25 protein-coding genes and 4 pseudogenes are annotated in these 23143 nt (G+C 69.2%); 24 read left to right on the plus strand and 5 right to left on the minus strand.

Features of this window, described 5'->3' with window-relative positions; genetic code table 11:
- Positions 1–79 precede the first annotated feature (79 nt).
- The 7 genes and pseudogenes from B4589_RS10890 (at position 80) to B4589_RS10920 (ending at position 7003) form a co-directional block, all read left to right on the plus strand.
- A pseudogene (locus tag B4589_RS10890) lies at positions 80–2319 on the plus strand (type II/IV secretion system ATPase subunit).
- Positions 2309–4216: a type II secretion system F family protein gene (locus B4589_RS10895; RefSeq protein WP_079234296.1), complete on the plus strand. Its 1908-nt coding sequence runs from the start codon at positions 2309–2311 to the stop codon at positions 4214–4216. Before B4589_RS10890 ends, B4589_RS10895 begins: the two are co-directional and overlap by 11 nt.
- Positions 4213–4941, plus strand: a complete 729-nt coding sequence (locus B4589_RS10900) for a hypothetical protein (protein ID WP_079234297.1) — start codon at positions 4213–4215, stop codon at positions 4939–4941. The genes B4589_RS10895 and B4589_RS10900 overlap by 4 nt, the downstream gene beginning before the upstream one ends.
- On the plus strand, positions 4938–5414 hold the full coding sequence (locus B4589_RS10905) for a hypothetical protein (protein ID WP_079234298.1): 477 nt from the start codon (positions 4938–4940) through the stop codon (positions 5412–5414). Before B4589_RS10900 ends, B4589_RS10905 begins: the two co-directional genes overlap by 4 nt.
- Positions 5411–6067, plus strand: coding sequence for a hypothetical protein (locus B4589_RS10910; RefSeq protein ID WP_079234299.1), 657 nt, complete (start codon positions 5411–5413; stop codon positions 6065–6067). The genes B4589_RS10905 and B4589_RS10910 overlap by 4 nt, the downstream gene beginning before the upstream one ends.
- The gene (locus B4589_RS10915) at positions 6060–6467 is read left to right on the plus strand and encodes a hypothetical protein (RefSeq protein WP_079234300.1); all 408 of its coding nucleotides are present in this window, start codon (positions 6060–6062) and stop codon (positions 6465–6467) included. The genes B4589_RS10910 and B4589_RS10915 overlap by 8 nt, the downstream gene beginning before the upstream one ends.
- Positions 6464–7003, plus strand: a complete 540-nt coding sequence (locus B4589_RS10920; RefSeq protein WP_079234301.1) for a hypothetical protein — start codon at positions 6464–6466, stop codon at positions 7001–7003. The genes B4589_RS10915 and B4589_RS10920 overlap by 4 nt, the downstream gene beginning before the upstream one ends.
- Positions 7004–7019: 16 nt before the next feature.
- Here the strand turns inward: B4589_RS10920 and B4589_RS10925 are convergent, their stop codons facing one another.
- Positions 7020–7394 (minus strand): hypothetical protein, encoded by a 375-nt coding sequence (locus tag B4589_RS10925; RefSeq protein ID WP_079234302.1) that lies wholly within the window; start codon positions 7392–7394, stop codon positions 7020–7022.
- 60 nt (positions 7395–7454) lie between these two features.
- Complete coding sequence (locus B4589_RS10930; protein WP_079234303.1) at positions 7455–8066, minus strand: translation initiation factor IF-2 subunit beta; 612 nt, start codon at positions 8064–8066, stop codon at positions 7455–7457.
- A gap of 168 nt (positions 8067–8234) precedes the next feature.
- Here B4589_RS10930 and B4589_RS10935 point away from each other — a divergent pair, with 168 nt between their 5' ends.
- From B4589_RS10935 to ftsZ, 3 genes are all read left to right on the plus strand, one after another.
- A complete protein-coding gene (locus B4589_RS10935; RefSeq protein ID WP_079234304.1) occupies positions 8235–8693 on the plus strand; it encodes a zinc ribbon domain-containing protein in 459 nt (152 codons plus the stop codon).
- 178 nt (positions 8694–8871) lie between these two features.
- Positions 8872–9045 carry a ribbon-helix-helix domain-containing protein gene (locus tag B4589_RS10940; RefSeq protein ID WP_079234305.1) on the plus strand — a complete coding sequence of 58 codons (174 nt, stop codon included), beginning with the start codon at positions 8872–8874 and terminating at the stop codon, positions 9043–9045.
- A gap of 3 nt (positions 9046–9048) precedes the next feature.
- Positions 9049–10245: a cell division protein FtsZ gene (ftsZ, locus tag B4589_RS10945; protein WP_079234306.1), complete on the plus strand. Its 1197-nt coding sequence runs from the start codon at positions 9049–9051 to the stop codon at positions 10243–10245.
- A 42-nt stretch (positions 10246–10287) separates the two neighbouring features.
- Here ftsZ and B4589_RS10950 read toward each other — a convergent pair whose 3' ends face one another.
- Together B4589_RS10950 and thrC are read right to left on the minus strand one after the other, a co-directional pair.
- Positions 10288–10932, minus strand: coding sequence for a hypothetical protein (locus tag B4589_RS10950; RefSeq protein ID WP_079234307.1), 645 nt, complete (start codon positions 10930–10932; stop codon positions 10288–10290).
- Between the two features lie 52 nt (positions 10933–10984).
- The gene (gene thrC, locus B4589_RS10955) at positions 10985–12322 is read right to left on the minus strand and encodes a threonine synthase (RefSeq protein ID WP_079234308.1); all 1338 of its coding nucleotides are present in this window, start codon (positions 12320–12322) and stop codon (positions 10985–10987) included.
- A gap of 187 nt (positions 12323–12509) precedes the next feature.
- Between thrC and B4589_RS10960 the strand changes: the two genes are divergently transcribed.
- From B4589_RS10960 to ftsY, 8 genes and pseudogenes are all read left to right on the plus strand, one after another.
- Complete coding sequence (locus tag B4589_RS10960; RefSeq protein ID WP_079234309.1) at positions 12510–13199, plus strand: DUF5828 family protein; 690 nt, start codon at positions 12510–12512, stop codon at positions 13197–13199.
- Between the two features lie 55 nt (positions 13200–13254).
- The gene (locus B4589_RS10965) at positions 13255–13788 is read left to right on the plus strand and encodes a hypothetical protein (RefSeq protein ID WP_079234310.1); all 534 of its coding nucleotides are present in this window, start codon (positions 13255–13257) and stop codon (positions 13786–13788) included.
- Positions 13789–13838: 50 nt separating this feature from the next.
- Complete coding sequence (locus B4589_RS10970; RefSeq protein ID WP_049981178.1) at positions 13839–13991, plus strand: 50S ribosomal protein L39e; 153 nt, start codon at positions 13839–13841, stop codon at positions 13989–13991.
- Positions 13991–14269, plus strand: coding sequence for a 50S ribosomal protein L31e (locus B4589_RS10975; RefSeq protein ID WP_079234311.1), 279 nt, complete (start codon positions 13991–13993; stop codon positions 14267–14269). The genes B4589_RS10970 and B4589_RS10975 overlap by 1 nt, the downstream gene beginning before the upstream one ends.
- Positions 14270–14275: 6 nt before the next feature.
- A complete protein-coding gene (locus B4589_RS10980; RefSeq protein ID WP_079234312.1) occupies positions 14276–14941 on the plus strand; it encodes a translation initiation factor IF-6 in 666 nt (221 codons plus the stop codon).
- A 123-nt stretch (positions 14942–15064) separates the two neighbouring features.
- Positions 15065–15229 (plus strand): annotated as a pseudogene (rpl18a, locus tag B4589_RS10985) (50S ribosomal protein L18Ae); the annotation flags it as partial.
- A gap of 56 nt (positions 15230–15285) precedes the next feature.
- Entirely contained in the window at positions 15286–15747 is a 462-nt protein-coding gene (gene pfdA, locus B4589_RS10990) for a prefoldin subunit alpha (RefSeq protein WP_176330542.1), read from the plus strand.
- Positions 15748–15753: 6 nt separating this feature from the next.
- Complete coding sequence (ftsY, locus tag B4589_RS10995) at positions 15754–16833, plus strand: signal recognition particle-docking protein FtsY (protein ID WP_079234315.1); 1080 nt, start codon at positions 15754–15756, stop codon at positions 16831–16833.
- Between the two features lie 6 nt (positions 16834–16839).
- On the opposite strand, the gene B4589_RS11000 is transcribed toward ftsY, so the two are convergent.
- Positions 16840–17997, minus strand: coding sequence for a PQQ-binding-like beta-propeller repeat protein (locus B4589_RS11000; protein WP_143414322.1), 1158 nt, complete (start codon positions 17995–17997; stop codon positions 16840–16842).
- Positions 17998–18075: 78 nt separating this feature from the next.
- Between B4589_RS11000 and B4589_RS11005 the strand changes: the two genes are divergently transcribed.
- The 6 genes and pseudogenes from B4589_RS11005 to B4589_RS11030 form a co-directional block, all read left to right on the plus strand.
- Positions 18076–18597 (plus strand): 20S proteasome subunit A/B, encoded by a 522-nt coding sequence (locus B4589_RS11005; RefSeq protein WP_158081172.1) that lies wholly within the window; start codon positions 18076–18078, stop codon positions 18595–18597.
- Positions 18598–18639: 42 nt separating this feature from the next.
- Positions 18640–19275, plus strand: coding sequence for a hypothetical protein (locus B4589_RS11010; RefSeq protein ID WP_255246075.1), 636 nt, complete (start codon positions 18640–18642; stop codon positions 19273–19275).
- Positions 19276–19353: 78 nt separating this feature from the next.
- The gene (locus B4589_RS11015) at positions 19354–20739 is read left to right on the plus strand and encodes a signal recognition particle protein Srp54 (RefSeq protein ID WP_079234317.1); all 1386 of its coding nucleotides are present in this window, start codon (positions 19354–19356) and stop codon (positions 20737–20739) included.
- 42 nt (positions 20740–20781) lie between these two features.
- Positions 20782–20991 (plus strand): annotated as a pseudogene (locus B4589_RS11020) (restriction endonuclease); the annotation flags it as partial.
- Between the two features lie 204 nt (positions 20992–21195).
- Positions 21196–22446: an RNA-guided endonuclease TnpB family protein gene (locus B4589_RS11025; RefSeq protein WP_079234319.1), complete on the plus strand. Its 1251-nt coding sequence runs from the start codon at positions 21196–21198 to the stop codon at positions 22444–22446.
- A 131-nt stretch (positions 22447–22577) separates the two neighbouring features.
- Positions 22578–23087: pseudogene (locus B4589_RS11030) on the plus strand (restriction endonuclease); the annotation flags it as partial.
- Positions 23088–23143 lie beyond the last annotated feature (56 nt).

Genomic DNA, 23143 nt, shown 5'->3' on the forward strand with positions numbered 1-23143 from the left:
CCCAGCAGGATGTTTTCATCGATGAATTCTCCGGCAAAACCCTTAAACCAGAGAGCGAGCCACCCTCCCCAAGCTCACCATGTCCACCCCGGAACCCCGGTTCGACCGCGTGCCGGCGCCAGCCCCGCCCCAGAGCGCCGACGCGTGGTACGCGCCCGAGACGCTCGCCCAGTACGAGAGCACGCCCGGCGTCGTCGCCACCGTCTCCCGCCACGACGGCGAGGAGGCCGAGTTCGCCTACGACGCCCGCGAACCGCCGCTCTCGCCGAGCGAGCGGACGGAGTTAGCGCGGGTCCGCGAGCAGTTCGCCGGCACGCAGCGCCGCCGCCCGCTCACGCGGCAGGGCGCCGTCGAACGCGCCGAGTCGGGGCTCCCACCGAAGTACGAGCGGACGCTCGACCGCCTGCTCTCGGGCGGGCCGGGCGCGCGCCGGCGCCTGCACTACCACGCGCTGCGGGACCTCCGACTGCTCGGCGATGTGACGCCGCTGGCGCTGGACGACGACGTCGGCGTCGCCGACAGCGAGGCGGCCGCGGACGGCAGTCTCGTCGTCCACACGACCGATTTCGCGCCCGCGGTGACCGATCTCGACGCGGACGGCGAGTTCGTCGACCGCGTCGCCGCCGAACGCCTGCGCCGCTACGAGGTCGAGTTCGCGGGCTACCCCGTCCCGGTCGTCGTCTACCGCGACGGGATGCTCGGTAGCGATCGGTTCGCCACGCGCTACGCGGTGCTCGAACCCGATCTCCTCCCGGGCGACGAGGCGCTGATCGCGGAGTGCAAGGAGCGCATCTGGGAGGCGAGCACGGAGGACGTGATCGGTGGCGGCACCGACCGCCGCGCGTTCGTCGCCGAACGCGCCCGACAGCTGCTCTCCCGCAGACTCACCGGGCGGAACACCCGGGAGTGGCTCGCGTCGGCGGAGTACCGCGTTCGCTCGGCGCTCGCCGACCTCGGCGTCGGACTGCCGCCGGTCGACGACCGCTACGCCGAGGATCGGCTGGACGACTTGGTGTACCACGTCCTGCGTGATTACGTGGGACAGGGACCGCTGACGGTGCCGATCCGTGATCCCAACCTGGAGGACGTCGAGGCCAACCGCGTCGGCGAACGGGTGAAGGTCGTCCCGCGCAGCGACGTCGCCGACGGCGGCCGTGTGCCGACCAACCTCCAGTTCGACGCCGAGAGCAGTTTCGTCAACGTCGTCACCCAGCTCGCGGCGAGCGACGGCGTCGAACTCGACGCCTCGAACCCCAGCGCGAAGGTGAACCTCGACCCGCCGGACGTCGACGAGACGGTCCGGTGTGCGGTCGCGCTGCCGGTCATCAGCGAGGGCGGCCCCCACGTCTCCATCCGCAAGCAGGCCGCCGAGACGATGACGCCGGTCGACCTGCTTCGGAACGACACGCTGTCGACCGATCTCGTCGCACTGCTCTGGCTCTGCTACGAGCACCAGGGCGTCGTGCTGTTCTCCGGCCCGACGGGGGTCGGGAAGACGACGCTGATGAACGCCCACATGCCCTTCGTCCCCTACGACGACCGGCCGGTCTCCATCGACGAGGGGTCCCGGGAGGTGCGCCTCCCCCACGAGACCGGCGTCTCGCTGACGACGCGGGATCACGAGAGCGAGTACAAGCGCGTGACGATGGCGGATCTGATGACGGAGTCGAACTACCTGAATCCCGATACGGAGGTGATCGCCGAGATCAACACGCCCGAGAGCTTCGAGACGTTCGCCGAGACCGTCAAACAGGACATGGCGTCGTCGGCACTACACACGCCGAGGACGTGCGGACGCTCGTCAACCGCGTGGTCGAGCAGGGTGTCCCGGCCTACCTGCTCGCGGAGATCGACCTCGTCGCCTTCCCCCACCGCTCGGACGGCGATCGCTACGTCGCCCGCGCGGTGGAGTTCCTCTCGCCCGAGCAGGCCGAGCAGCTCCCGCCCGGCGCGGGCGAGGTGATCGAGAAAGGCGACACCGAGATCCACTACAACGAGGTGTTCAGCCGCGACGTCGCCGGCGAGTTCTCGCTCTCGGGGCCGACCGACCCCGCGAGCCCGGACGACCGCGGGTTCCGACTGTTCCACCGGATCGCCGCCGCGACCGATCGCCGGCCGGACGCGGTCGAGCAGGAGTTCCGGCGCAAGCGCCGTTACGTGGAGTTCCTCGCCGACGAGGGCGTCGACGAGTTCGACGAGCTGTTCGACCTGCTGGCGGATCTCCGCACCGACGAGGCCGCGACGGTCGAACGCCTCCGGCGGACTGCGGTGGCCGACGGGGGACAGTCCGACGACGGGGGGACGGTCGATGAGTACTGAGCACGGCAGCCCCGGGAGTGTCGACGGCGACGCCGCGGCCTCCCGGCTCTCGGCGCTCGACCGGGCGCTGTACACGCTGTTCGCGAGCGAGGCCGACGCCGCGCGCCACAGCGCCCACCGCGAGCAGTACCGCGGCACCGACCTCGGCGTCGGCTTCGACGTGTACGTCGCCCGGCTCCACGGGCTCGCGTGGCTGGCCGCGGTGCTGGCGGTCGTTCCGACGCTCGCGATCGCGCTCGCAGCGCCGGAGGGGACGTACGACGTGGTCGCGGGGCTGCTCGCGCGGGTCGCGCCCGTCGGCGTCGCACCGCGACCGCCCCGGCTCCTCGTCGGTGCCGTCGTCGGAACCGTGGTCGGCGTCGCCACCCGCCACGGGGTGATCGCGCTCGGCGGGCGCTACCTCGGCTGGCTGGCGAGCGCTCGGCAGGCCGACATCGGGCGCACCCTCCCCGGCGCCGCCCGCTACCTCCACGCGCTCTCCTCGGGCGCCGACAGCCCCCGCGAGATGCTCCGGAAGGTGGCCGAGAACGACGCCTACGGCGAGACCGCCGTCGCCGCGCGGAAGGTGCTCAACACCGCCGCGCTCACCGGCAGCCTGAACGAGGGGCTGCGCCGGGTCGCCCGCGACACCCCCTCGCGGGACACGCTCGCGCCGTTCCTGCTGAAGTTCCGCGAACACAGCGAGCAGGGCGGCGACGCGCTGGCGAACTACCTCGGTCTCGAAGCTCGGATGCTCGGCCACCAGCGCTCGCAGGCCCAGCGGCGCAACGAGGGGTTCCTCGAACTGGTCGCGGAGCTGTTCGTCGTGCTGCTGGTGCTGCCCGCGCTACTCGTGGTCGTGCTGACCGTGATGAGCGTGCTCGCACCCGGGCTCTCGGCGCAGATACCGACGCCGTTGGGGCCGATCACCACGCGGGCACTGCTGATCTACGGCGCCGCCGCGTTCGTGCTGCTCGTCGGCGCCGGCGCGGCGACGACGGTCGGCCACCTCCGACCGACGGAGCGACAGGTGACGTACAGCCGACCCGAGGGGCCGCTGGAGACGCTCCGTTCGACACTGACGAACCCCGCGAGCGCCGCCGTCGTGCTCGCGCCGCTGGCGCTCGCCGGGATCGGTGCGGGACATCTCGCCCGCATCCACCCGCTCGGCTCGCTGCTCGCGGGCTACGTCGCGTGGGGCGTCCCGGTCGGCGCCGTCGCGGTCCGCCGCGCGCGGATCGACGACGCGAAAGACCGGGAGATCCAGGAGTTCGTCCACGCCGTCTCGGGTCACGTCGGCCTCGGCCGGCCGTTCGGCGAAGCGGTCGAACTGGTCGCCGAGGACGTGGATCTCGGCCCGCTTCAGGAAGACGTTGCCTCCTTGGCGTTCGACCTCTCGCTGTCGGACAGCCCCGACGGCGCCGACCGACGGACGGCGGCGCTCTCCCGGTTCGTCGACCGGGTCGGGACGCCGCTGGCTGCCCAGACGATGGGGCTAGTGACGGGCGCGTTCGACGCCGGCAGCGACACCGAGTCGGTGTTCGAGACGCTCCAGACTGAAGTCGGCCAACTCTATCACGAGAAACGAGCCCTGCGGAGTGATCTCGCGGTGTACGTCGGCGTCGGCTGGGTGACGGCGCTGCTGGTGGTCGCGATCGTCGTCGCGGTCGACCTGTACGTGCTCGACGGGTTCGCACAGCTGTCGGCGATGCCCGGCTCGGCCGGCTTCGCGCTGGATCCGAACGCGATCCGGCCCGAACGCGAGCGGTTCCGCTTCGCGGTCGTCGCCGTCGCGACCTCGATCGCCGCGGGCTGGTTCGCCGGGATGGCCAGCCGCGGCCCCTACGACGCGCTGTTGCACTCCGGCCTGTTGGGTGCGCTTGCCGCCGCAGTGTTCGCGGGGGTGGGGCTGGCGTGAGCGACGGCGACAGCACCCCACGCCGTCGCGCGCAGTCGCACGTCGTCGGGGTCGCACTCCTCATCGCGATCACGACGATATCGATGGGCGCGCTCACGGCGGGCGTCGGCGGGATCGTCGAGAGCAACGCCGCGGCCGCCGACGCGGACCGCGTGGCCGACTCGTTCGCGGACATCGACTCCTCGGCGTCGACGGGCGTCGAGCGCCACGACCTCGCGTTCGGTGAGGGGAGCCTCTCGGTCGAACCCCGGACGGTCAGGCTGTTCGACGGCGACCGCCGCGTCGCCGAACGCGAGGCGAAGGCGCTCGTGTTCGAGGCCGGCGATCGCCGGGCGACCTACCTCGCTGGCGGCGTCGTCCGAGGGGTGGGGAACGCCTCCCGGCTCGGCGAGGCGCCGCCGATCGCGACCGGCGACGGCCTCCTGCTCGTCGGCCTTCCCGTTCTGAACGTCGACGGCAGCGCCTCGATCGCGGGGGAGAGCGTGACGGCGACGCTCCGGACCGACACCAGCCACGAGCGCCGCGAACTCGGCCGAGGCGAGTACCGCCTCGCGGTCGAGACCGCGACGCCGGGCGCGTGGGAGCGCTACTTCGCCGAGTCGAACGCGAGCGTGACCCGCCGGGCGTTCGACGGCGACGAGCACGGGAGCGTCGTTGCCACGTTCCCCGCCGAACGGACGGGGTATCTGGTGGTTCACGAGGTGGAACTGGAGGTGGAGACGTGAGGTTTGATGGCGACGACCGCGGGGTCACCCCGGCGGTCGGGAAGGCGCTGGAGGTCGGGATCGTCGTCCTGTTTGTCGGGGCGATGACGACCGCGCTGTACGGCGGTGCGGTCCCCGACTACCGCGACGCGGTCGGGGCCGAAGTCGGTGATCGGGCGGTCGTCGCGGCGGCCGAACGCGTCGAGAACGCCGTCCCGCCGACGGCGGGCAGCGTCCGGACCGTCCACGAGGTCGACCTGCCGCGAACGATCCGGGGGGAGAACTACCGGCTCGCCGTCGAGGACGGGGTACTCGTCCTCGACCACCCCTCGCCGGCCGTCGACGCCCGCGCTCGGCTCGCGCTCCCCCAGCGTGTCGAGTCGGTCGACGGCGCGTGGCGGAGTAGCGACGACGCGGTGGTGCTGGTCACCGGCGACCGTGGAGGACTGCACGTCGAACTCACTGCCAGTGACGCGCTCGGAGGGGAGCGATGACCGACGCCCGCGGGCAGGCGAACCTGCTCTCGCTCGTGGTCGCGCTCACCGCGCTGGTGTCGGCGACGACGCTGGGGCTGGTGATCGCCGACGGCGCGCTGGCGGGTGCCGATCGAGAGCCGGGCGAACGCCGTGCGGCCGTCGCTACGGCGGAGCGGCTCGTGAGCGCCGACGCGACGACGGTCCGGGAGAACGTGCTCGACGACGACACTGTCGGGGGGCTCTCGTTGTCGGACCTCGACGCCCTCGCTCCGCCCGTCGCGAACCGCTCGGTTCGAGTCCGGCTGGGCGACGAGACGCTACTCGAACGCGGTGATCCCACCGGCGCGACCGTCGAGCGGGTAGTGCTCGTCGCCGAACGGACGACACGGTCCCGCTCGCTCGCCGTCGGCGGTGGCGACGATCTCACGCTGCCCCGTCGGACCGACCGCGTGGAACTGACGTTCGGCGGCGGGTCGACGGTGGAGACGGTCCGGGCCAACGGCCGGATCGTGCTCCACGAACCCGGCGGGCTCACGGGGCAGTTCGTCGTCGAGCCCTCGCGGTACGAGACGGTGACGCTGGCGTTCGAGGGCGGGACGGCACAGATCGCAGTCGAGTCGACGCCCCTGCGGACGGAGAAAGCAACCCTGCGGGTGACCGTCGATGACTGACCGCGGCCAGCTCTCGCTCACGATGGTCGAGGCCGGTGTGGGGGTACTCCTGCTGTTCGCGGCGACGGCGACGTTCGCGCTCGGCCTCCCTGCTGCGGGCGTCGACGAGGCCCAACTCGATCGGTACGCCGACGACGCTGGGACGGTGCTCTCCCGCGAGCCGCCACAGCACGGCGGGCTGACCAGGCTCTCGGAGGTGACCCGGTCCGAGTCGGCGTTCGAACGCGAGCGCTCGGCGCTCTCACATCGCGTCGAGCGGATCCTCCCCGAGAACCTCATGTATCGCGTCGAAACACCTCACGGCGCCGTCGGCTTCCGACGACCGACCGGCGTCCCCACCGGCCGGGCAGCGGTGCCGACCGTGGGTGGTCGAGTGATAATCCGGGTGTGGTACGCGTGAACCGGGCGTCGAGGGTCTGTGGGGACGACCGCGGGCAGACGGTGCTCGTCGCGGCGGCGATGCTCGCGCTGGCGCTGATCCCGCTGGGTTTTGCGTACCTCCAGCTGGGCTACCACGAGGACGTGGCGGCGTCGACGTCGCCGGAGACGCCCGGCAGTGAGACGATCCGGCTGCTCGAACGCGCGGTGTACGACGCCGGCGGCGAGGCGACGGGCCACCCCTGGCAGGGACGGGCCGGCGCAGTCCAGCAGGTGAACGCCTCGCTCGCGCCGCGGGAGCGGGATATCGAGGCCGCGCAGGTGACCGGCGGGACCGTGGTCCGGACCGAACGCAACGAAAGCACTGCGGGCGCGTGGGCGGCCGAGAACTGTCCGAACAGTGCGGGACGGCTGTTCGGTGACTGCGAGGCGCTCGGTGGGATGATCGTCCAGGAGCGGGCCGGCGAGACCCACCTGCTCGCGGTCGCGTACGACATCCGCGTCGTCGACGACCGCGGGGAGACGGCGCTGACGGTGGTGATCCGAGCCGACGGGTGACGTGCTCCGAAGGCGGCTACCGCTCGTCTTCGTCGTTGATCTCGTCGACGTGCTCGGTCGTCTCGCGTTCGGTCTCGGCGATCTCCTCGCGCTCGGTGGTCGCGGGGTCGGCGTGTTCGGCCTCGCCGAGCTCCTCCATGATCGCGTCGCGGGCGGCCTGTTCGTCCTCGAACTCGTCGTCGAGGCGGTCGAGCACGCTGCCAAGCGACTCCTCCTCGGCGACGACCTCGTCGGGCGCGTCCCGGAGCTCCGCACGGATCTCGGCGCTGTTGCTCGGGAACTTCACGTCGTCGACGGCCGACTCGAACTCCTCGATGATCTCCGACTGGCGCTCGCGACGCTCACGCTGTCGGCGCTCGGCCTGTTCGTCGGCGGAAACATCGTCGGACATGCCCCAATGTACGGCGTCGACGATGAAGGGCGTGACGGCCGGGAAGAAGCGAGCGAGGAGTTAGTTCACTTTCTGGGCGAACACGAGGTTGCCCGAGACGTTGTTGACCCGGGCACGGACCGTCTCCCCCTCCTCGGCGCCGGAGACGAACATCGTGTAGTCGCCGCGTTTGGCGACGCCGTCGCCCTTGCGGCCGGTGTCGGTGATCTCGACTTCGTACGTCTCGCCCTCCTCGATCTCGGCGGTCGTCTCCTGGCTGCTGCTGGAGGACTGCTTGGTGACGGGGCGGAACGCCCCACACGCCTCACACCGCAGCATCATCGTGCCGTCCTCGTTGACCAGCCGGGTGTCGGGCAGGCCACACTCCGAACAGCGGACGAACTCCTCGACGTAGCTGTCGATGGCGCCCTGGAAGTCCCGCTCCGAGAAGCTCCCGTTGTACCGCGAGCGCCCGTCGCCGAACTGGCCGGCGGTGCCCAGTTCGCCCTGGATCTCGCGGTGGAGGTGTTCTGGCTCCCGCGAGAGGGCGTCGGCGATCTCCTTGAGGTTGGTGAGCCGCGTGAACGCCCCGTCTTTCTGTACCTGCGGGTCGGGGACGCTGAGACGCTCGTCGCTCCCGCCCAGTTCGGGCACGTTCTCCATCGCCCGATCGAGTTGCTCCTCGTACTCCATACCCGTGATAATCGGCGCAGGAGGTTTAGGGCTTCCGAGGAGCCACCGATGTTGATCTCTCAGTCCTTCAACGCGTGCGCGAGCGCGCGAACGATCGAATGGACGCACAGCCGCCGTTTCCGGCGGTCTGGGGAAACTACTTAACGGGTGCGGTCCAACGCTTCCGCTGTGAGCAAGATCACCTTCCGCGCCGACGACGCGCTCGTCGAGCAGTTGGACGCGCTCGACGCCTCCAAGAGCGAGGTGATGCGCGAGGCGCTCCGGGAGTTCCTCGACCGCCACCCCGACGTGGGCGGCGAGCGGGAGGTGACGACAGCGACCGACAGTGGCCAGCCGGAACCGACGGCGTCGACGCCCGAACTCACCGTCAACATCAACCTTGACGGGGAGGCGAGCGTCGACGCGCCGACGGAGACGGCCGTCGACGTGGTGACGGAAGAGACCGAGGAGGCGTGTAAACAGTGCGGAGCGACCGTGAGCGACGAACACTCCTTCTGCCCCAACTGTGGCGAGGAGCACCGGCGCCGACCGCGCTGTGAGTGTGGCGAGGAGATCGAGTCGGACTGGGCGTTCTGCCCGGGCTGTGGCCGCCGCAGCTCGGCCTCCGACGTGTTCGACCGCGCGTAGCCGGTGTCTGACAACGTCGGCCAGTGTCTTACAACCGGCGGAAGCTTTTTATTAGATAGCTTCGTTAGTGTGGACGCGTAAGACGGTCGTCTTACAGAGCCGGGAGGACGGAGAGCCCGACCGGGTGGGACTGTAGGCGACGGCTCGCGCCGGTTCGTCTTACCGGGGGAAACCAACCATGGAGCGTGTCACACTGCGAATACCACGACAGCAGGTCGAAGAGGTCGAACAGATGGTCGAGACTGGGGAGTTCCCCAACAGGAGCGAAGCGATCCGCTCGGCCGTCCGCGAGATGATCGACGAGAACGACGCGGCCGAGAGCGGCCGCGACCGCGGCTGGGCCAAGGTGTAATACATGCAGGATATCGTTCAGGACGCACTCGACAACGCGGAGGCCGAGCAGCGGTCGATGCAGGACGTCGACAGCGACGACGACGAGTTCGGGGACCCCCGGATCGTCATCGTCGGTGCCGGCGGGGCGGGGAACAACACCGTCAACCGCCTGTACAACATCGGCGTCGACGGCGCCGAGACCATCGCGATCAACACGGACAAGCAGCACCTGCAGATGATCGAGGCCGACACGAAGATCCTCGTCGGCAAATCCCTGACGCAGGGTCTCGGTGCGGGCGGCGACCCCGAGATGGGCGAGCGCGCGACCGAGATGGCCCAGGGCACGATCAAGGAGGTGCTGGGTGACGCGGACCTCGTGTTCGTGACCGCCGGGATGGGCGGTGGGACCGGCACGGGTGCCGCCCCCGTCGTCTCCAACATCGCCAAAGAGCAGGGTGCGATCGTTGTGGGGATGGTCTCCACGCCGTTCAACGTCGAGCGCGCCCGCACCGTCAAGGCCGAGGAAGGCCTGGAGCGACTCCGCGAGGAGGCGGACTCGATCATCGTGCTGGACAACAACCGGCTGCTGGACTACGTCCCGAACCTGCCCATCGGGAAGGCGTTCTCCGTAATGGACCAGATCATCGCCGAGACCGTCAAGGGGATCTCGGAGACGATCACGCAGCCGTCGCTGATCAACCTGGACTACGCCGACATGTCCACCATCATGAACCAGGGTGGCGTAGCAGTCATGCTCGTCGGCGAGACCCAGGACTCCAACAAGACCGACGAGGTGGTCAACGACGCGATGAACCACCCGCTGCTGGACGTGGACTACCGCGGCGCCACCGGCGGGCTGGTCCACATCACCGGCGGTCCCGACCTCACCCTCAAAGAGGCTGAGGGGATCGCCGACAGCATCACCGAGCGGCTGGAGGCCAGCGCCAACGTCATCTGGGGCGCCCGCATCCAGGAGGAGTACAAGGGGAAAGTGCGCGTCATGGCCATCATGACCGGCGTGAAGTCCGCGCAGGTGCTCGGGTCGACCACGCAGCAGCAGGCCAACGAGTCCCGCCGCGCGCTCAGCGACGACGACCTCGATGACGCCGACTTCGACGCCAGGACGAACGCCCAGACCGCGAGCCAGGGCGGCGCCGCCCGCGACGGCGGCGGTCGCGACCACGACGACAGCAACAGCAACGTCGACGTCATCCGCTGACGCGGCGCCGTTCTCCCGTTTTTCCTCGCCGATCAGCCCCGGCTACACTACGTCGCCGCGGACCGTCGCCCCGTCCTGTTCCGCGCGACGCTGTTTGACAGTCTCGGCGGCCGCGCGGGCCTCCTCCTCGTCGGCGCCGAGCATCCCGAGCGCCTCGGGCAGCGTCGGGAAGGCGAGCTCGCCCGCCCGCAATTTCTCGATCGTCTCGGTCTCGCGTTCGCCGTCGATCCAGAGGCAGGCGCCCCGCGGATCGAGCACCTCCTCGTAGGCGTCGCGGTCGAGCGCCCCCTGGAGGCGCTGGGTGACGTTGTCGCCGAAGGGGGCGTTACACACCTCGAGGTGGATCGGCTCGTCTGGGTCGGTGAGGTGGGCGGCGAGACATTTCTCGGGGGCGGCGTAGCCGTTCTCGCTGGCCCGGAGGTGTTCGGGGAACTGTTCGGCCCACTCGGCGCGGACGGTGCTGCCGACGCCTTTCACGCCGTACTCCCGTTCGAACCGCTCGGCGGCCTCGTCGTCGCTCTCGAGCAGGATGTCCTTCGTGAGGTAGACGTCGAGGCGGTCGACGGGGTCGAGGCCGAGTGCGGCGTCGCCGTACAGCCAGATCTCCCGGACCGGCACGGGCATCGTGTCGGACTCGACCGTGTCGAGCAGGGTCTCGACGCGATCCAGCGCGGCGGCACGCTCCATACGGCAGGGAAACGGGGCCGCGAGCAAGAGGCTGACGCTGTCGCCGGCGGCGTTACTCCTCGACTAGCCCCAGGACGGCGTCGACGTCGTCGGCGACCGGCTCGGGGTCGTCGCTCGCGGCGGTCGCGGCCTCGGGGTCCTTCAGCAGGTGGCCGGTCGTCAGACAGACCACGCGCTCGTCGGCGTCGACCACCTCGCGCTCGCGGAGCTTCCGCAGGCCGGCGATCGAGGCGGCGGAGGCGGGTTCGACCCCGATCCCCTCGCGGGCGAGGTCGCGCTGGGCCGCGGTGATCGCCTCGTCGTCGACCGCGACGGCAGTCCCGCCGGTCTCTCGGACGCCGGGCAGCGCCTTCGGCGCGTTTACGGGCTCGCCGATCCGGATCGCGGTCGCGCGTGTCTCGACCTCCTCCCAGCGTTCGACGCTGTCGGCGCCGTTCTCGATCGCTTCGACGAACGGGGCCGCGCCCGACGCCTGCACGCCCGTGAGTTTCGGAACCTCCGAGCGTGGGAGCGCGCCCGACTGGACGAGTTCGCGGAAACACTTGTACAGCGCGGCGGTGTTGCCCGCGTTGCCGACCGGGAGCACGATACGGTCGGGGAAGCCGCCCTCCTCGTCGCGGAAGCGTTCGAGGATCTCGAGGCCGATCGTCTTCTGGCCCTCCAGCCGGAACGGGTTGAGCGAGTTCAGCAGGTACGCCTCGCCGCGGTTGGCGAGTTCCTGGACGATGTCGAGGCAGTCGTCGAAGTTCCCGTCGACCTCCAGGATGCGCGCGTCGTGGATCGCGGCCTGGGCCACCTTTCCGGCGGCAACCTTCCCGGCGGGCAGGAGCACCAGCGTTTCGAGTCCGGCGCGGGCGCCGTAGGCCGCGAGGGCGGCGGAGGTGTTCCCCGTCGACGCGCAGGCGAGGCGGTCGACGCCGACCGCGGCGGCGGCGCCGACGCCGACGGTCATCCCGCGGTCCTTGAAGCTTCCGGTGGGGTTCATCCCCTCGTGTTTCACCCGGAGGCGATCGACGCCGAGGTCGGCCTCGATCTTCGGAACTTCGTAGAGGGGGGTGTCGCCTTCGGGGAGGCTGACGCCACAGGGGTCGGCGGCGCCCTGTCGGCCGCCGTCGCCAGAGGGGTTCTCGGCGTCGATCGGGCCGGTTCGACCAGTCTCGAACGGCAGCGCGGCGGCGTAGCGCCAGACGCCCTGGCCGGAGAAGTCGTCCCAGTCGGGCAACTCGGCGTAGCGGACTTCGAGCAAGCTGCCGCAGTCGTCACAGGCGTAGCGCACCGCCGCGAACGGGGGGTAGGTCTCGCCGCAGTCGATACAGGCCAGCCAGCAGTCAGCGTCGGCGCCGTCGGGGCGGGTCGGCGCCGGCGCGTCGAGCGAGAGCGCGTCGGTCATCGGGAGCGACTCGGGGCGCGGGGGAGAAAAGTGGGTCGGGGATCGCCGGGTGGTTCGCGCGGTCGCTCGTGGGAAATGTCGGTTCGTGACCGAGCGCGAAAGCGGTGGACAGCTGCGTCGACGGTGTGTCCCCTGCGAACACGGACTGCGTGGACTTATGTGGCAGCACAACGTTCGTTCCGGCGAGATGGAGGAGAGCATCGCCGGCTTCAAACGACGCGGCTCGTGGGGCGGCATCGTCGAGCACGGCGAGCGGATCTCGCGTGCGCTCCGCGACGCCGGCGTCGACGGCGACGCGTTCGAGGAGTGGGACGAGTGGCGTCCCAAGACCCACGAGACACTCGGCGAGGACGTGGAGCAGAAAACCGCCGAGCAGGCGAGCATCAAGGAGGGCCCCGGCGAGCGCGAAGGGAAGGAGCCCGAGGACGACATCAAGTCCGCGGGCGAGAAGCTGACCGAGTCCTACGAGAAAGTCGAGGAGGGGGACAACAACGGCGCGCTGGAGCGCTGGCAGGACTCGATCGACTACGCCACCCGCGCGGCCGACTCCGCGAGCCGGAAGGCGATCCGGACCGTCGAGGACACCGTCTACCGGAAGGTGATGACCCAGCTCGCGCCGTACTACTTCGACAACGAGCTGATCAGTGCCAACATCCAGCGCAGCTCCCGGGGTGACGAGACGGCGTTCGTGTTCGAGGTGAACGTCAACGACGACGAGCTGAAAGAGCAGGTCAGCGAGCGACTGTCGCAGTACGACGACGAGGTCGACCGCTGGCACGTCGACACCGAGAAGCAGGTCGAGACCGTCGAGGCCGCCGAGGGCGCGGAGTTCTCCTCCCCCGACAACGAGGGGGAGTCGAAATCGACGACGAACTAAGGTCGCTCACGCCCGACCGGAACCGATTTTCGCCGCTCTCCCGACAGCACCGACGATGGCCGACTGGATCGAACGCGGCGAACCCGTCGCGGTCGAGACCGTCCTCCGGGAGTGGGTCGAGCGCGAGGCCCGGAAGGACGAGTACCCCGACGCCGACCCGTCGGGCTGGAGTCGCGAACGCCTCCTGCGCGAACTCACTGACACTTACGAGGAGCCCGCGGAGCCGGTCGTTGACGACCGACTCGACTGGTACGCGGTCGACCTCGCTGGCGAGGAACTGGGCGAACTGGGGACGTTCCCCGGGTCCGGGTGGGCGTGGCTCTCCGGCGACGGCACCGTCGCGGGTGCGGTCGAACGGCTGGACGACCCCGCGGTCGCCGTGGACTGCCCGGACGCCGCCGAGACAGTCGCGTGGTTCGCGGCCCACGCCGACCGGGCGTTCGGCGCGGCGGTCGCGTGGCAGCGCGACGGCGAGTGGCCGCCCCGCCTGCTCGACGGCAACCACCGGGCCTGCGGCGTCCACCGGGCGGCGCGGGACGGGGAGTCGGTCTCGCTCACCGTCCACCTCGGTCGCTCGACCCCGCCCTGAGCGTCCGGATGGACAGCGTTTTACGTCGAGCGAGGGAACTGGCGGGCACTATGGGGAAGAAGTCGAAAGCGCAGAAGAAGCGACTCGGTAAGAAGGAGCGACAGAACTCCCGCGTGCCGGCGTGGGTGATGATGAAGACCGACATGGAAGTCACCCGCAACCCGAAGCGGCGCAACTGGCGGCGGTCTAACATCGACGAGTAATGAGCGCGAGCGACTTCGAGGAGCGGGTTGTCACCGTCCCGCTGCGAGACGCGAAGAAGGCCCCCAAGCAGGAGCGGGCCGACGCCGCGATGTCGATCATCACCGAACACCTCGCGACCCAGTTCTCCGTCGAGGAGGAGGAGGTCCGTCTGGACCCGGCCGTCAACGAGACCGTCTGGGAGCGCGGGCGAAGCAAGCCCCCGAGCTCGATCCGCGTGCGGGCCGCACGGTTCGACGAGGACGGCGAGACGGTCGTCGAAGCCGAGCCGGCGGAGTAACACGCCGTGTTCCGCGCGGCTTTCGCCGGCTCCTCGTACGTCGGGGTGTTCGCGCGAGCGACCGAGGACTGTCTGCTGATCCGCCCCGACGCCGAGGACGACGTGATCGAGGGGATGAGCGACGAGCTCGGCGTCGACACCCTGCCGACCACCGTCGCCGGCTCCAACACCGTCGGCGCGCTCTCGGTCGGCAACGAGAACGGCCTGCTCGTCTCCGGCCGTGTCACCGAACGCGAGCGCGAGCGCATCGAGTCCGCGATCGACAGCCCCGTCTACGGACTACCGGGAAAGATCAACGCCGCGGGCAACGTCGTGCTCGCCAACGACAGCGGCGCGTACGTCCATCCGGACCTGACCGACGAACAGGTCGACGTGGTCGCTGAGGCGCTGTCGGTCCCCGTCGAACGAGGGTCGCTGGGCGACGTGGACACCGTCGGCACCGCCGCGGTCGCGACCAACGAGGGCGTGCTCTGTCAGCCCGACGCCCGCGAAGCCGAACTCGAGGCGGTCGAGGAGCTGCTCGACGTGTACGCCGACGTGGGCACCATCAACTACGGTGCCCCGCTCGTCGGCTCGGGGCTGGTCGCCAACGACGAGGGGTACGTCGTCGGCCGCGACACGACCGGGCCGGAGCTGGGTCGGATCGAGGACACGCTCGGTTACTTGGACTGAGCCACGGCGATTGACCGCCGTGTCACGCCCGCGGAGCCCGATGCCGCGGCTCCAAGGGGTTCGACGCCACCGGGGGAGTACCCTTTCGGAAGCTACTTCCCGCTCGCCCGGCCATTCTCGGCTATGAGTCAGTTTACTGTGAGCGGTACGTTCGAGGCCCGGGACGGGCGCCAGGCCTTCGAGCGGAGCGTCGACGCCGAGAACGAGTCGGTCGCCGAGGAACACGTGCTCTCGCAGTTCGGCGCGGAGCACAACCTCAAGCGCACGCAGATCGAGGTCAGTGAGGTGCGGAGCACCTCTAGCAGTCGGACGGAGTCCGACGACAACGAGGTGACCGCCGCATGATGGGCGGAGGCCAGCAGCAGCTCCAGCAGCTCTCCCAGGAGCTCGAGGAGCTCGACGCCGAGATCGAGGAGAAGGAAGCCGAGATCGAGGAGTTCCAGGACGAGAAGGCGGGCGTCGACGACGCCATCGAGGCGATCGAGACGCTCGAGAGCGGCTCGACGGTGCAGGTGCCGCTCGGCGGCGGCGCGTACGTCCGCGCGGAAGTGCAGGACATCGACGAGATCATCGTCGACCTCGGCGGCGGCTACGCGGCCGAGCAGGAGCAGGGCGACGCCATCGACGCCCTCGAGTCGAAGAAGGACTCGCTCGACGACCGCATCAGCCAGGTGCGCGACGAGATCAACGATCTCGAGGAGGAGAGCGCCGAGCTCGAACAGCGAGCCCAGCAGATGCAGCAGCAGATGCAGCAGCAGCAGATGCAGCAGATGCAGGACATGCAGGGCGAAGAAGGCGGCGAGTAAGGTCCCATGTTCGACGGACTGAAGGATAAGCTCGGCTCGTTCCGCGACGACGTTGAGGAGGAGGTCGAGGAGAAGGAGGCCGAAGCGCAGGCCGAAGCCGAGGCTGACGCGGAGGCCGAGGCCGAATCGGCCGACGACGAGCCCTCGACCCCCGCCGCGGCGCCGGAGCGCGAGCCGAGCGACGACGACGACGGCGGCCCCGGCCGGCTGCGCCAGGCCGCCGCCTTCGCGACCGGGCGGGTGATCATCGAGGAGGAGGACTTAGAGGAGCCGCTCTGGTCGCTGGAGATGGCGCTGCTCGAGAGCGACGTGGAGATGAGCGTCGCCGAGGAGATTCTCGACACCGTTCGGGAGAAACTGATCGGCGAGAGCCGAAAGCAGGTCGACACCACCGCCGAACTGGTCGAGGAGGCGCTGCACGACGCGCTGGTCGACGTGATCTCCGTCGGCCAGTTCGACTTCGAGCAGCGGATCGCCGAGGCCGACAAGCCCGTCACCGTCGTGTTCACGGGCGTCAACGGCGTCGGCAAGACGACCTCGATCGCCAAGATGAGCGAGTGGCTGGGCGAGCGCGGCTACAGCTCCGTGCTCGCCAACGGCGACACCTACCGCGCCGGCGCCAGCGAGCAGATCTCCAAACACGCCGAGAACGTCGGCCGGAAGGTGATCGCCCACGAGCAGGGCGGCGACCCCGCCGCCGTCATCTACGACGGCGTCGAGTACGCCGAAGCCAACGACGTGGACGTGGTGCTGGGCGACACTGCGGGTCGCCTCCACACCTCCAACGACCTGATGACGCAGTTGGAGAAGATCGACCGCGTGGTCGACCCCGAGATGACGCTGTTCGTCGACGAGGCCGTCGCCGGACAGGACGCGGTCGAGCGCGCCAAGGAGTTCGACGATGCCGCCGAGATCGACGGCACGATCCTGACGAAGGCCGACGCCGACTCCTCCGGCGGCGCCGCGATCTCGATCGCCCACGTCACGGGCAAGCCAGTCCTGTTCCTCGGCACCGGGCAGGGGTACGACGACCTCCGTGAGTTCGACCCCGAGGCGCTGGTCGACGAGCTGCTCGGCGACGAGTAGCCGTTCTCAGTTTTCACAGGCGGGACAGGCGATCAGGTCGTCCCGCCGTTTCACCAGCACCCCGTTGCCCAGCGGCGCGGCCAGCGACACGTCGTCGAGTCGCCAGCGTTCGCTCCCATCGTCGAGAGCGAGCGCGACGACGCCGAGCGTATCTCCGGCCGAGACGACCGCGGTGTCGCCGCCGACGACGGGCCGGCCCGCGCTCTCGAAGTCGACCGACCACGTCTTCTCCCCGGTCTCGGCGCCGAGTCCGTGGATCGTACTCCCGTCCGAGAGGACCAACTGTTCCCCGACCCCCGCGGGTGGCGGGAACGTCGGGCGATCGTCCAGCGTCGGCGTCGTCCACTGGCGTTCCCCGCTCGCGGCGTCGAGCGCCACCAGTTCCGACTTTGCCGGGACGAACAGCAGCGAGCCGATCCGGGCGGGCGCGCGGAACGCGCGCAGGTCCGGCACCGACCAGAGGATCTCACCGTTCGCCCTGTCGAGCGCGTACACGCCACGGTCGCCCGAACTGACGACTGGAACGTACACTCGTTCGTCGTCGACGGCCGGCGGGTAGGGGATCGCGGGCGCCTCCTCGGGGTCGCCGAACGGCTGGCGCCAGCGCTCTCCTTCCCCGGGAGCGTAGGCGTACGCGCCATCGGCGTCGCCACCGAACAGGACGTCGTCGGCGGCTCTGGGCATCGTCGGGCGGTTCGCGAGCGAGTAGTGATCCACCTCGTCGCCGCTGTCGAGGACGCGGAGGTGGGCGCCATCGGACGTCTGGAAGACGGCCACGGTGTGGCCGTCGGCGAGCACCGGCGGCGCGGCGATCGTCGGGGGGAGTCGCTCGTGGGCCGTTCGCTCCCCGCTCCGTACGTCGAACTGGCTCCAGAACCCCGCGTCGCCGCTCCGGCCGAGCGCGACGAGGCGGTCGCCGCCGGCGACGACGCCCGCGAACGCGTCCAGGCCGTCCTCGGGGGCGAGTGTGGTCTCCCAGCGTTCCGCGACGCGTGAGGGGACAGTCAGGTCCGGCAGCGCCGAGGCGTTTGCCGCGCCGCCGCCGGGATGAGGCCATTCGATACCGTCGGGTTCGACGGGCGTGCAGTCGCCCCCGGCACAGCCGGCGAAGCCGAGCGCCGCGCCGGTGCCGAGCGCCGCGAGCAGATCGCGTCGGGAGGGCATTCGCTCCCTGTTCGGTGCGGGGGCACTTGGCCGCTCCGGCGCGGGACGGTTTTCCGTCGGGACGCCCAACCTCGACCCATGCCCACCGTCGTCGCGTTCGAGACCGAGGCAGGCGCCGTGCTCGCGGCCGACCGACTGGTCGTGGAGAACGACCGTGTCAGCAGCAAGAACGCCGAGCGGATCGCCGCGTTCGGCGACTGCGGCGCGGCGGCCGTCGCCGACCCCGACCAGTTCCGGCGCGAACTCGACGGGGAGCGCCGGGCGTACGGCGCCGACCACGACACGGACCCGGGGATCGAGGCGTTCGTCCGGATGGCCACGAACGTCGCTACGGCGGTCGGCACCGACGCCGCCGTGACCGCGCGCGACGACGACGGCCGCGCGCGAGTCCGAGCGGTGTACGCCGACGGGAGCGTCATCGCCGACTCGCCGGTCGCGCTCGGGACGGGTGCGGAGTTGGCGTTCGGGCGGCTGGAGGCCGGCGTCCCCGAGGATCCCGCCGAGGCCGAGTCGTTCGCGCGGGAGGTGATCGAGGGCGTCGCCGAGCGCGATACGCGGACGGGCGACGAGGCCGACGTCTGGACGCTCGCGAACGCATAAGCCATCCGAAACGTAGTTAGCTGGCTGACTGTTCTTGTCGGTATGGACGACCACGCGCAGTTGAACCGACGGGACGTGTTACGGGCGGGCGCCGGTCTCGGCGTCGTCGGCGCCGCCGGCTGTCTCGACGCACCTGCACCGGCGCCGCTGTTCGCCGAGAGCTTCGAGGACGGCCTCGACTGGGAGACGGCGGCCCACATCGGCCCCGAGGAGGAGCTGTCGGAGTTCGAGTGGGCGATCGACCGCTCCGACGCCCAGGCCGCGGAGGGCGAGTGGAGTCTCTCGGCGTTCACCGAGGGCGACCACGACGACGGCACCGCGTGGGCGACGACCGATGTCGATCCGGGCGATGCCGACGCCTTCGAGGTATCCTTCGAGGCGTGGAGCGAGTCGGAGTCGTTCAACGTCCTGCGGAACGTCGTCGCCTCCCTCGGTCCCGAGGCGCCCGAGAACGAGGAAGACTTCCCCGATCCGGGCCAGAACTCCTCGAACGTCGACGGCGCACTCTACGGCGGCCTGCGCGAACCGCTGCATCTGGCCGAGGGCTGGCGGGAGTACAGCTTCACGTGGGAGCCCGACTCGGTGCCTGAGACGCTCTCGCTCGCCCTCGGCGTCACCGTGATCTGGGAGGCCGACGCGACGCACTACCTCGATTCGGTGACCGTCGAACCGTTGTAGCGGCGGGGTCAGGGCGCCTGGGTCGACGCCACTGGGACGGACAAGCGTTTATGGGTCCACCGTCAAGGATGGGGTAAGATGGTACTCGACAACCTCGGGAGCTCCCTGCGGGGCACGATGGACAAGCTCCGCGGGAAGTCCCGCCTGGACGAGGAGGACGTCCAGGAGATCGTCAAGGAGATCCAGCGCTCGCTGCTCCAGGCCGACGTCGAGGTCGACCTGGTGATGGATCTCTCCTCGAACATCGAGGAGCGCGCGCTGAACGAGGAGCCACCCGGCGGCACCTCCGCACGGGACCACATCCTCAAGATCGTCTACGAGGAGATGGTCGAGGTCGTCGGCGACTCTACCGAGATCCCGCTGGAACCCCAGACGATCATGCTCTCGGGGCTCCAGGGGTCGGGGAAGACGACGACGGCGGCCAAGATCGCGTGGTGGTTCTCGAAGAAGGGGCTGCGCCCGGCGGTCATCCAGACCGACACGTTCCGGCCCGGCGCCTACGAGCAGGCCAAGCAGATGGCCGAGAACGCCGAGGTGCAGTTCTACGGCGACCCCGACGCCGAGGACCCCGTCCAGATCGCCCGCGACGGCCTCGACGCGACGGAAGACGCCGACGTGCACATCGTCGACACCGCCGGCCGGCACGCGCTGGAGTCCGAACTCATCGAGGAGATTGAGGAGATCGAGCGCGAAGTGAACCCCGACCGGAACCTCCTGGTGCTCGACGCCGCGATCGGGCAGGGCGCAAAGGAGCAGGCCCGCGAGTTCGACGACGCCATCGGCGTCGACGGCGTGACGATCACCAAGCTCGACGGGACCGCGAAAGGTGGGGGCGCGCTGACGGCGGTCAACGAGACCGACTCCTCCATTGCCTTCCTCGGCACCGGCGAGACCGTCCAGGACATCGAGCGCTTCGAGCCCGACGGGTTCATCTCCCGACTGCTCGGGATGGGCGACCTCAAGCAGCTCTCCGAGCGCGTCGAGCGCGCGATGGAGGAGACCGGCGACGAGGACGAGGACTGGGAGCCCGAGGACATGCTGGAGGGGTCGTTCACCCTGAAAGACATGCAGCGCCAGATGGACGCGATGAACAAGATGGGGCCGCTCGACCAGGTGATGGACATGATCCCCGGGATGGGCGGCGGGATGATGGACCAGCTCCCGGACGACGCGATGGACGTGACCCAGGACCGGATGCGCAGCTTCGAGGTGATCATGGACTCGATGACCGAGGAGGAGCTCGAGGACCCCCGCTCCATCGGCGCCTCGCAGGTCCAGCGCATCGCCCGCGGCTCTGGCTGTGAGGAGGAGACGGTCCAGGAGCTGCTCCAGCAGCACAAGATGATGGACCAGACCCTGAACCAGTTCCAGGGGATGGGCGACGGCGACATGCAGCGCATGATGAAGAAGATGCAGGGCGGCGACGGCGGCGGCGGGATGGGCGGCATGGGGCCGTTCGGGTAGTCCCGCGAACAGTTTTTGAGGCCCTCGCTCCAACCGGGGAGCGTGCCAGTTCTGGACGACCTCTCCGGGTTCGAGTTCGAGGACGTGATGGCCGACGTGTTCCGCAACCTCGGCTACGAGAACGTCCGGCAGGCGAGCAAGACCGCCGACGAGGGGCGGGACCTGCTGCTGGAGGAGGTCGTCGACGGCCGGCGTCGCGGCGTCGTCGTCGAGTGCAAGCATACTGGAACGGTCGGCCGGCCGGTCGTTCAGCATAACACAAGGTGGAGCCTCCGGCCTCAAGGAGTCGTTCGAAAGACCGGCGGTCTTTCGTGATGACGAAAATCTTTGATTTTCGAACCACGACCGAAGGGAGCGAGTAGGCCGGAGAGGAAACCGACATGGGACGACACAAACGGCGCACTCCGGCCGGCAGACTCCCGGATATATAAGTACCGTTGGCCCTTCTCTGAAGTCATGGATGTGCGTCGTACCGCCGTCGTGAAACTCGCCGTTTCCGACGAGCAACGCGACGCACTCCACCGAACCGCCGAGCAATACCTGTACTGCGCGAACCGAACCGCCGACTACTGCTGGTCGGACACCTCCTACACCGAGTGTAAGACCAACAAGCGGGAGGTTCGTGACGCGCTTTACTCCGAACTCCGCAAGGAGACGGACCTACAGGCACAACTCGTCCAAGCCGCGATACGTCGCGCAGTCGAAGCCGTCAAAGGCGTTATCGAACGCTGGAAGAAGGGGCAGCACGTCTCTTCTCCCACGTTCACTGCTGAGACAATGGACTACGACACCCGAAGCGCGACATTCTACCGAAATAAGGTGTCGCTGGCAAGCGTCGAGGGCCGGGTCGAACCCACGTTCGTTCTCCCGGCAGATAGCCCGACGCCCTACGAGCGGTACGTCCTCTCCGAGGGCTACGAGTTCTGCGAGAGTACCCTCCGGTACGACGCGGCGACCGACGAGTTCTACCTCCACATCTCGACACGGCGGATAGACGGTGACGATGCCGAGGTTTCGGTAGATACCGGGCACCCCGACCAAACGGTCCTCGGTATCGACCTCGGCGTCAACAGTCTCGCTGTCTCCTCAACCGGCACGTTCTGGCAGGGAGACGACTACGACCACTGGTGCGGTGAGTTCGAGAAGCGACGTGGAGAGATGCAACAGCGCGGTACGCAAGCCGCGCATAACGCCCTGCTGCGCCTCGGCAAACGTGAAGAAGCATGGCGCAAACAGTACATTCACACTGTCGCTAACGAACTTGTGATGGAGGCCGTCGAACACGACTGCGACGTAATCGTGTTCGAGGACTTGACCGACATTCGAGAGCGGCTTCCGCAGGCGAAGTGGCACCACGTCTGGGCGTTCCGACGCCTGTACGAGTACGTTTCCTACAAAGCGCCCGAGCAGGGCGTCTCCGTGGAGCAAGTCGAACCGAACCACACGTCCCAACGCTGTTCTCGGACGGACTGCGGGTTCACACACGAGGATAACCGCCACGGAGAACACTTCGAGTGCCAGAAATGCGGGTACGAGGTAAACGCGGACTACAACGGCGCGAAGAACATCGGGCTACGGTACGCTCGAAAGCGAACACACAGACTCCGTTCCTCGCCCAAGTCGGGGAGCGGAGACGCAGAAGTAGACCTGCGTGTGAATGGTGGGACGGTGAACGGCGAGAGTCACCAGCCTATTGCTGGCGACTGATTGCCGGGAGTCCACATCAAAGCCCCATCACCAGAAATCTCTGATTTCTGGTTAGCAGTCAGAACGCATCGCGTTCTGACGACACCCTCAAGGACCGAGGCGCGTATGCGCCGAGGGAGTAGGGTGGGGTAGTTTACTACACCGGCGACAACAACGTCACCTACACCAAGACCTGCGAGCCCCGGCAGTCCGACGTGACGGTGCAGTCGATCACGCCCGTCTACCTGCCCGAGATCCGCCAGACGACCGAACTCGGCGAGTACCGCTACCCCTACGAGTACTACGCCGCCGGCCCCTCCAGAGTGACCGTCGAGGACAGGATCCACCGCTGTGTCCACTGCGACGCCGACGCGTCGACGTACACCTACTGCGAGAACTGCGGCAGCGTCAACTGTGGGAGCCACATCGAGACCGAGCGCCTGGAGGGGACACCCGTCTGTACCGGCTGTGCGGTCACCGAGCGGTTCGCACTCAGCAGGAAGTACTTCTACGACGAGGCGAACCGCGACGCGTTCGCCGAGCAGTACGCCGAGATGGGGCTCCACGAGAAGGCGATGGAGAACGTCCCGCTGACCGTCGGGCTCGGCGTCACGCTACTCGTGCTGCTCGTCGCCGTGGCCGCGTCGTTCGGCGTCGTCTAGCGCTCGTCGCGTTCGCCGCATCCCCGCGCTTTTTGCCCGCGGCCGGGGTAGCGCCC

Source organism: Halolamina sp. CBA1230, assembly GCF_002025255.2.
Taxonomy (GTDB): domain Archaea; phylum Halobacteriota; class Halobacteria; order Halobacteriales; family Haloferacaceae; genus Halolamina.

Excerpts from the sequence above, each read along its gene's own strand:
- B4589_RS11025 (WP_079234319.1), top strand. The coding sequence starts at position 21,196 with ATGGATGTGCGTCGTACCGCCGTCGTGAAACTCGCCGTTTCCGACGAG.
- B4589_RS11000 (WP_143414322.1), bottom strand. The coding sequence starts at position 17,997 with ATGCCCTCCCGACGCGATCTGCTCGCGGCGCTCGGCACCGGCGCGGCG.
- B4589_RS10895 (WP_079234296.1), top strand. The coding sequence starts at position 2,309 with ATGAGTACTGAGCACGGCAGCCCCGGGAGTGTCGACGGCGACGCCGCG.
- B4589_RS10960 (WP_079234309.1), top strand. The coding sequence starts at position 12,510 with ATGGAGGAGAGCATCGCCGGCTTCAAACGACGCGGCTCGTGGGGCGGC.
- ftsY (WP_079234315.1), top strand. The coding sequence starts at position 15,754 with ATGTTCGACGGACTGAAGGATAAGCTCGGCTCGTTCCGCGACGACGTT.
- B4589_RS11015 (WP_079234317.1), top strand. The coding sequence starts at position 19,354 with ATGGTACTCGACAACCTCGGGAGCTCCCTGCGGGGCACGATGGACAAG.
- B4589_RS10910 (WP_079234299.1), top strand. The coding sequence starts at position 5,411 with ATGACCGACGCCCGCGGGCAGGCGAACCTGCTCTCGCTCGTGGTCGCG.
- B4589_RS10970 (WP_049981178.1), top strand. The coding sequence starts at position 13,839 with ATGGGGAAGAAGTCGAAAGCGCAGAAGAAGCGACTCGGTAAGAAGGAG.
- B4589_RS10925 (WP_079234302.1), bottom strand. The coding sequence starts at position 7,394 with ATGTCCGACGATGTTTCCGCCGACGAACAGGCCGAGCGCCGACAGCGT.
- B4589_RS11005 (WP_158081172.1), top strand. The coding sequence starts at position 18,076 with ATGCCCACCGTCGTCGCGTTCGAGACCGAGGCAGGCGCCGTGCTCGCG.
- B4589_RS10975 (WP_079234311.1), top strand. The coding sequence starts at position 13,991 with ATGAGCGCGAGCGACTTCGAGGAGCGGGTTGTCACCGTCCCGCTGCGA.
- thrC (WP_079234308.1), bottom strand. The coding sequence starts at position 12,322 with ATGACCGACGCGCTCTCGCTCGACGCGCCGGCGCCGACCCGCCCCGAC.
- B4589_RS11010 (WP_255246075.1), top strand. The coding sequence starts at position 18,640 with ATGGACGACCACGCGCAGTTGAACCGACGGGACGTGTTACGGGCGGGC.
- pfdA (WP_176330542.1), top strand. The coding sequence starts at position 15,286 with ATGGGCGGAGGCCAGCAGCAGCTCCAGCAGCTCTCCCAGGAGCTCGAG.
- B4589_RS10950 (WP_079234307.1), bottom strand. The coding sequence starts at position 10,932 with ATGGAGCGTGCCGCCGCGCTGGATCGCGTCGAGACCCTGCTCGACACG.
- ftsZ (WP_079234306.1), top strand. The coding sequence starts at position 9,049 with ATGCAGGATATCGTTCAGGACGCACTCGACAACGCGGAGGCCGAGCAG.
- B4589_RS10940 (WP_079234305.1), top strand. The coding sequence starts at position 8,872 with ATGGAGCGTGTCACACTGCGAATACCACGACAGCAGGTCGAAGAGGTC.
- B4589_RS10915 (WP_079234300.1), top strand. The coding sequence starts at position 6,060 with ATGACTGACCGCGGCCAGCTCTCGCTCACGATGGTCGAGGCCGGTGTG.
- B4589_RS10965 (WP_079234310.1), top strand. The coding sequence starts at position 13,255 with ATGGCCGACTGGATCGAACGCGGCGAACCCGTCGCGGTCGAGACCGTC.
- B4589_RS10930 (WP_079234303.1), bottom strand. The coding sequence starts at position 8,066 with ATGGAGTACGAGGAGCAACTCGATCGGGCGATGGAGAACGTGCCCGAA.